Origin of the sequence: Pseudomonas sp. W2Oct36 (assembly GCF_041060465.1) — a bacterium.
Taxonomy (GTDB): Bacteria; Pseudomonadota; Gammaproteobacteria; order Pseudomonadales; family Pseudomonadaceae; genus Aquipseudomonas; species Aquipseudomonas graminis_B.
In genome coordinates this window covers 58,081-64,672 of the sequence record NZ_JAUERW010000023.1, presented here as the reverse complement: position 1 = coordinate 64,672, position 6,592 = coordinate 58,081, and the positions used below count along the sequence as shown (strand labels likewise).

The window sequence follows — 6,592 nt, the reverse complement described above, 5'->3', positions numbered from 1 at the left end:
AGCCCAGTAGGACCGGCTTCAGCCGGGAAGAGGCCGGTGTAGGCGACAACAATCTCGCGGTGTGACACATGACGCCTTCCCGGCTAAAGCCGGTCCCACAACACACGCGGTCAGTCAGTGGGACCTGCTAGCCCAGTAGGACCGGATTCAGCCGGGAAAAGGCCGGTGTAGGCGACAACAATCTCGCGGTGTGACACATGACGCCTTCCCGGCTAAAGCCGGTCCCACAAAAAGCAGTCCGTGCCAACCCGCGAGAACTCACTGCTGCCCGTTCTCCCAACCCCCGCCCAGCGCCAGGAACAGGTCGATCTGTCCCATTGCCACTTGGGTATTCGCCGCCGCCAGTTGCGCGGTGACGTCGGTGTAGGTGCGGGTGGCTTGCAGGTCGGCGAGGAAGGATTCGCGGCCGGCCAGGAAGAACCGATGGGTCTGGTCCGCAGCCTGGCGCGCCGACTCCTCGGTTTCAACCAACGCATCGCGGCGTTCCAGCAGCGCGGTGTATTGCGACAGCCCGGTCTGGGCTTCGCGGATCGCGTTCAGCACCACGCCATCAAAACGCGCCAGCGCCACCTGATTCGACGCTTCGGCGATGTGAATTCGCGCCCGTGCGCCATTGGACGGGATGGTCCAATTGATCACCCCACCAAAGCCCCAGCGATTGGTCGACGGATCGCCCAGTTCATCCAGAATCCCCACAGTGCCTACGGTCGCGCCGATGCTGATGTCCGGATACAACTCGCCGGTCGCCACACCAATGGCCGCGGTCGACATCGCCAGGCGGCGTTCTGCCTGACGGACATCGGGGCGACGCTTGAGCAGCGCGGCGCCATCGCCCACCGGCATGACTTGAGCGATGTGCGGCAGCTCGGCGCATTCCGCCACTCCTTGCGGCAACTGGTTCAGCGGCCGGGCGAGGAGCATCGACAACCGATACAACGCCGACTTCTGCGCCGCTTCATAACGCGGTAAGTCAGCACGCAGCGAGCGGAACTGGGTTTGCGAGCGCGTCACCTGGGTTTCATCGCCACGGCCGGCATCGCGCAGGCGTTGGGTCAGGCTCAGGCCCTGCTTCTGCAGGTCCAGGGAGTGCAGGGCGATGTTGCGTTCTTCGTTGGCGGCGCACACCTGGGTGTACGCGCGGACCACATCGGCCACCAACGTGATGCGTGCCGTGTCGGCCGCCGCCTGGGTCGCGTCAGCGTTGGCCTGGGCCGCTTCGATCCCGCGCTGCAGCACGCCGAACAGGTCGAACTGATACGAAGTGGTCAGGCCGACATCGCCGACGTTCGCCACCGGTACTTTCTCCGGCTGCAGATAGGCCTGGCCGGACTCCTGCAAGCGCTGCGCACCGGCTTTGGCCGTGCCGCTCCAGCCGCCGGCCGCATCGGCTTCGTTCATCTGAAAGCGCGCCCGTTGCAGGTTCGCCGCCGCGACGCGCAAATCGGTGCTCGACACCAGCGCCTGACCCACCAGTTCATCAAGCTTCGGATCGTGATACAGCCGCCACCAGTCAGCCGGCACCGGCGCCGACACCACATTGGTCGACGAACCGGCCAGCTCGCCGTGCAGATCGGGGCGATTGACGGCGGCTTTCTCGGGCAGCGTGTAATCCGGGCCGACCACGGTGCAAGCCGACAGCAGCAAGCCCAGGCCCACGGTCAGCAGGCGTGCGCGGTGTTTCATTTGGGCGCTCCTGGCTGGACGGTTTGATCATTTCCCTGAGTATCTGCGCGGGCGTCATCGATGATCGATACCGTCGCCGTGCGCCCGGCAATCATGCGGAAATCCGCCGGCACTTCATCAAAGGCAATGCGCACCGGAATCCGCTGGGCCAGACGCACCCAGCTGAACGCCGGATTGACGTTGGGCAGCAGGTTCGAGCCGCTGCTGCGGTCGCGGTCTTCGATGGCGGCGACGATGCTCACCACATGGCCGCGCAGGCGGGCGTTGTCGCCGATCACGCGGATGTCTACGCCGGAGCCGATGTGAATCCCGTCCAGTTTGGTTTCTTCAAAGTAGCCGTCGATGTGGAAGGAGTTGCTGTCCACCACCGACAACACCGGGCGCCCGGCGCTAACGAATTCGCGGTCGCGGGGCGCACGGTCGTTGAGGTAGCCGTCCACCGGGCTGCGGATCACCGAGCGGTCCAGGTTCAGTTGCGCCGAATCGACCGCCACTTGGGCTTCGTTCAGGGCCGACAACGCGCGGGCTTCCCTGGACTGGCTTTCTTCCAATTGCTCGCGGGCCACTAGATTGCCGAGGCTGCGGTTACGCCGGTTTTCGCGCTGGGCCTGTTCCCAGGTTTCCTTGCGCTCGGCCACGGTCGCCTGGGCCTGGCGCAAGGCGAGACGGAAGCGGTCCTGGTCGATGGTGAACAGCAACTGGCCTTTCTTGACCAGTTGGTTGTCACTCACCGCGACCTTCTCGATCAGCCCCGAAACGTCCGGAGCGATCTGGATCACGTCGGCGCGGATGTGCCCGTCGCGGGTCCAGGGCGCGTACATGTAATACATCACCATGCGCCACACGACGATCGCGGCGAGGGTGACAACCAGCAGGGTCAGGACCACGCGGCCCAGCGTCAGTAGAGGTTTTTTCATTTCATCAGGTATCGACTTAGGGTATCCACGACGCCGAGCAACAGAGCGTATAGACCGACGTTGAACAAAGCCCGGTGCCAGACCAGGCGGTAGAAGCGGGCGCGCGTCAACACGGCGTGCACCACCAGAAAAATCAGGTAAGCGATGCCCATCAGCACCAGAAAGGTCGGCAGGAAGATCCCGCTGATGTCCACATCACCGATCATAAGGGCGCTCCATCGATGCCATAGGGCGGTTGTTCTTCCTGCTCGGCGAGCACATCGACGATCTCCACACCCGGCAGCAGCGCCAGGCGCAAGCCACTGAGGGCGTGCAGCAGATTCAGCCGCGCGTCGTCATCATCTTCGCCGTTGAACGCCAGCGCGCGGCGGGCGCGGTCCATGGTCATCAGCAGACCTTTAGGGGCGGGCAAACGCTCCCGGGCTTTCAGGCAGGCGCGGAAATGCGCACCGACTTCGGTCGCGACCTGGCGCAACAGCTGGCGCGGCGCGGGGTCGACCCGTGGCATGTAGGCCAGCAAGTCCAGCATGTTCAGGGCAACCCGCGCTTCGCGCAGTGCAGTGGTGGAATCCTGCGCGGTGATCGCCAGGCGCGGCAGGTGCTGCATCAGCCGGTCCAGCATGCGCACGCCCATGTGCCGGTGCTCGGCCAGGGTGGCGTCTTCGCTGAGGGAGACGATGTCGCGCCAGCTGAAGCGGGTCAGGCGCCTGGCCGCCACTTCGGTGCCGAACGGCCTGACGATCAGCGTCCAGACGAAGGCGAATGCCAGACCCGCCGGCCCGGCCAGGTTGGAATTGACGAAGTTGACGAAGTCGGCGTCGTAGGCGCTCTGGATGCTGATGAAGGACGAAGTGTTGACGATGGTCAGCAGCGTGCCGAGGTAGAACTTCGGCTGAACGGTCAGGGTGCCGACGCAGATGAACGGCACTGAAAACGCCAGCACCAGCATCGGGAAGTCGTGCAGGTTGGGCAGCACCACGAACAGATAGAGGCTGGCGAAGATCACCGACATCATGGTCCAGAAGAAGAAGCGGTAGATCTGCGGCGCCGGGTCGTCCATCGCCGCGAAGAAGCTGCACGACACCGCCGCCAGCGCCACTGCGCTCGCGCCATCCTGCCAGCCCAGCAAGATCCACAGCACCGACGCGACGATGATGGCGCTGACCGAGGTCGCCACCGAATACAGCATCATCCCGCGATCGAGAAACGGCGACAGCCGCCCCAGCCGCCAATGGCGATACACCGCGCGCCACGCCGAGTGGTCATCGGTCTCGATGGCGTGCTGCAGGCTGCGGCAGTCCTGCCACAGGTCAATCCACTCGCGCAGGCGATACAGCGCGTTCGACAGCAGCAGGTGCCGGCGATCGTCAATCTGCGCAGGGGTGGGTTGCAGGCGATCAAGCTCGGTGTGCAGAGCTTTCCAATACGTGATCGGTGCACCTTCTGCGGTCTGCTCGACCCAGTCGCGGCATTCGATCAGCAGCGGGGCGAGGTCGGCGACGTGCTCGGGCGAACGCCGCTCCAGCGCCCAGAGTGCATCGTCCAGGGCGTCGATGACCGGCAGCAGATGAATCATCCGTCCGCGCAGTTCCTTGGCGTTGCGCACGGTCTGGCGATGGGCGCCTTCGTGGGGCAACTGGCCGATCATCAGCTCCAGGCTGTTGAAGGTCCCGACCATGGCCGTGCGCAGGCCGCCGACGGCTTCCGGCGTGGCGCTGCGCGAGAGGAACAGGTCGCTGTAAGCCGAGGCGTCCTTGAACCACTTGCCCATGGCGTCGACGAGCACCGGCGCCAGCCGACGCGGCCAGAACATCGCGCCGACCACCGCGGCGCAGACGATACCGAGGAAGATTTCCTCTGTGCGCGAGACGGCGATGTCGAACACCGCCTGGGGGTTGTCGACCACGGGGAAGGAAATCAGCGGCATGGTGTAACCCGCCAGCATCAGCGCGTAGCTGTTGGCGGTGCGCAAGTGCAGGGACAAGAAGAGCAGGGTGCCGGTCCACAGTGCGATGACCACGGCCAGCAAAAACGGCGTCTGCACGAACATCGGCACCAGCACCACCGACGCTGCGGCGCCGAGCAGCGTGCCGGCGGCGCGGTACAGCGCCTTGGAACTGGTCGGCGCCACGAACGGGCTGGAAACGATGTACACCGTTGCCATCGCCCAATAGGGGCGGGGCAGTTCCATCATCAGTGCGATGTACAGCGCCAGCATCGACGCCGCGAACGTGCGCACGCCGTAGAACCAGTCGCGACCCGGCGGTACGCCGTCGAAAAACCCGTTGAACCTGCCGCTCAAGATGACGACTCCGGCGCCATTGGCGTGGCTTGGGCGATGGCGTTGAACACCCGTAACGTTGCCTCCAGGTCGGCGGGATCGACGTTGCTGAAGATGTCGCGGCGCAGGCGGATCAGCTCTTCCTCGATGGCGTTGGCCAACGCGCGGCCCTCATCGGTCAGGCTCAAGGCCTTGGCGCGTCGGTCGGTGGGGTCTTCGGTGCGCTGCACCAGTCCGGCCTTGCACAGCTGATCGAGCAGGCGCACCAGTGAGGGGCTTTCCAGCCCGCAGGCCTGGGCCACCGTCACCTGACGCACGCCTTCACCCAGGCGCGCGATCATCAGCAACGGGCCGGCGCAGGCTTCGGTGACGCCAACGTTGATCAGCGTGGTCTGGCAGACACGACGCCACTGCCGGGAGGCCGCGACGACGCCGCCGGTAATGCGCATTTGCAGGGTGTCAGGGTTCATGAAGAGGCCATTGGAACGATACAGAGTTTGGTTAGGGCCTGAATGATTAGGCGCTGCATTATTAGGTTGCTAACTAATAATATCTTGTAACACTGTGGGGTCGTCAAATGGAATCTGTCTTGGGGCGCCGGGCGGATTGTCGCAGGACGGTCTGGCCGGATGTTTGACAGAGAGTATGGGGCGCGCCAGATGGCTCTGATCGCTGAGTAGGAAGGCGGGACGACCCGAAGCAGGAATTTTCCGATACCGTCTGTCGGCTGAATCCTCGCTGGCTGAACTAATTTTCTGAGCGTCGTCTAAGCGCTCCTCCAAAAAAATGGCGCCAAATTATTAGCCCTTCTCCCCGGTTTCCGCTGGTTGGGCAAAACATGGGGGCAATGAGCCACTTTGCCTTAATAGTGGCACTGTGCTTTCTTTGGGGGCTGCTTCTGCAGGTTCGGCGGTTTCTTGACTCCGGGGGCGACTAAAGATCAAACGGTTCAGCCGATAGCAAAGATGACGGGAACGGCAGTGACAGGCCTGTTCCAGACACCTTCTTTGCTGTGCGCCTCGCGCACCATGAGTGCACCCATGATTGATCTCGCCATCTGGAATCTTTCTATACCGGTCGGTATCGCAGCCGCCACCATCGACACGCCGAAACTCGTCGGCGGTTACCAGGATGGTTACTTCCGTTCAGGGGACACGCTGTTCTTCTGGGCGCCGGTTACAGGGTCAAGGACTGACAATGCCAAATTTCCCCGCACGGAGCTGCGTGAAACCTACGCCAACGGTGCGGTTCACAACTGGACCTACTCTGACGCGGACAACTTCCTGCGTGCCGCGCTCACCGTGGACCAAGTGCCTTCTTCGGGCAAAATCGTCATCGGTCAGATCCACGCCTTTGGCAGTACCGAGCCGCTCCTCAAGCTCGAATACCAGTACAAGGAAAAAACCAAGACCGGCAACCTCGTGGTGAAGTATCGCGCGACGCCGACGTCCGAGCCCGAAGTCATTCAAGTGGCAACCGGCGTGCTGCTCAAGCAACGCTTCACTTACACCATCCACCTGACCCAGGCTGGCAACCTGACCGTCAATGCCTACGACATGCAGTGGGGCGCCAAGCTGGACCTGACCTGGAAAGGCAAGCCGCTGTATTTCAAGGCGGGCGTGTACACCCAGGACAACGCTGGCTATGCCACCGAAGGCGGGGCGGCGACGTTCTACAAACTGCAGGCCACCCACGACAAGAAGGCGTGAGG

6 protein-coding genes are annotated in these 6,592 nt (G+C 63.5%); 1 reads left to right on the top strand and 5 read right to left on the bottom strand.

What is annotated here, in order from left to right:
• Positions 1–258 precede the first annotated feature (258 nt).
• From QWI18_RS22870 to QWI18_RS22850, 5 genes are read right to left on the bottom strand one after another with little or no spacing between them, the layout of a single operon-like run.
• Positions 259–1,683, bottom strand: coding sequence for an efflux transporter outer membrane subunit (locus QWI18_RS22870; RefSeq protein ID WP_192130101.1), 1,425 nt, complete (start codon positions 1,681–1,683; stop codon positions 259–261).
• Complete coding sequence (locus tag QWI18_RS22865; protein WP_192130102.1) at positions 1,680–2,600, bottom strand: HlyD family secretion protein; 921 nt, start codon at positions 2,598–2,600, stop codon at positions 1,680–1,682. Before QWI18_RS22865 ends, QWI18_RS22870 begins: the two co-directional genes overlap by 4 nt.
• A complete protein-coding gene (locus QWI18_RS22860; RefSeq protein WP_065988670.1) occupies positions 2,597–2,806 on the bottom strand; it encodes a DUF1656 domain-containing protein in 210 nt (69 codons plus the stop codon). The genes QWI18_RS22865 and QWI18_RS22860 overlap by 4 nt, the downstream gene beginning before the upstream one ends.
• Positions 2,803–4,902, bottom strand: a complete 2,100-nt coding sequence (locus QWI18_RS22855) for an FUSC family protein (protein WP_192130103.1) — start codon at positions 4,900–4,902, stop codon at positions 2,803–2,805. Before QWI18_RS22855 ends, QWI18_RS22860 begins: the two co-directional genes overlap by 4 nt.
• The gene (locus QWI18_RS22850) at positions 4,899–5,351 is read right to left on the bottom strand and encodes a MarR family winged helix-turn-helix transcriptional regulator (RefSeq protein ID WP_192130104.1); all 453 of its coding nucleotides are present in this window, start codon (positions 5,349–5,351) and stop codon (positions 4,899–4,901) included. Before QWI18_RS22850 ends, QWI18_RS22855 begins: the two co-directional genes overlap by 4 nt.
• Before the next feature lie 570 nt (positions 5,352–5,921).
• On the opposite strand from QWI18_RS22850, the gene QWI18_RS22845 reads away from it, so the two are divergent.
• Positions 5,922–6,590: a polysaccharide lyase family 7 protein gene (locus tag QWI18_RS22845; RefSeq protein ID WP_065988667.1), complete on the top strand. Its 669-nt coding sequence runs from the start codon at positions 5,922–5,924 to the stop codon at positions 6,588–6,590.
• Positions 6,591–6,592 lie beyond the last annotated feature (2 nt).

Bases quoted from the DNA above. Each gene is read 5' to 3' on its own strand.
- QWI18_RS22870 (WP_192130101.1), bottom strand. From the start codon at position 1,683: ATGAAACACCGCGCACGCCTGCTGACCGTGGGCCTGGGCTTGCTGCTG.
- QWI18_RS22865 (WP_192130102.1), bottom strand. From the start codon at position 2,600: ATGAAAAAACCTCTACTGACGCTGGGCCGCGTGGTCCTGACCCTGCTG.
- QWI18_RS22860 (WP_065988670.1), bottom strand. From the start codon at position 2,806: ATGATCGGTGATGTGGACATCAGCGGGATCTTCCTGCCGACCTTTCTG.
- QWI18_RS22850 (WP_192130104.1), bottom strand. From the start codon at position 5,351: ATGAACCCTGACACCCTGCAAATGCGCATTACCGGCGGCGTCGTCGCG.
- QWI18_RS22845 (WP_065988667.1), top strand. From the start codon at position 5,922: ATGATTGATCTCGCCATCTGGAATCTTTCTATACCGGTCGGTATCGCA.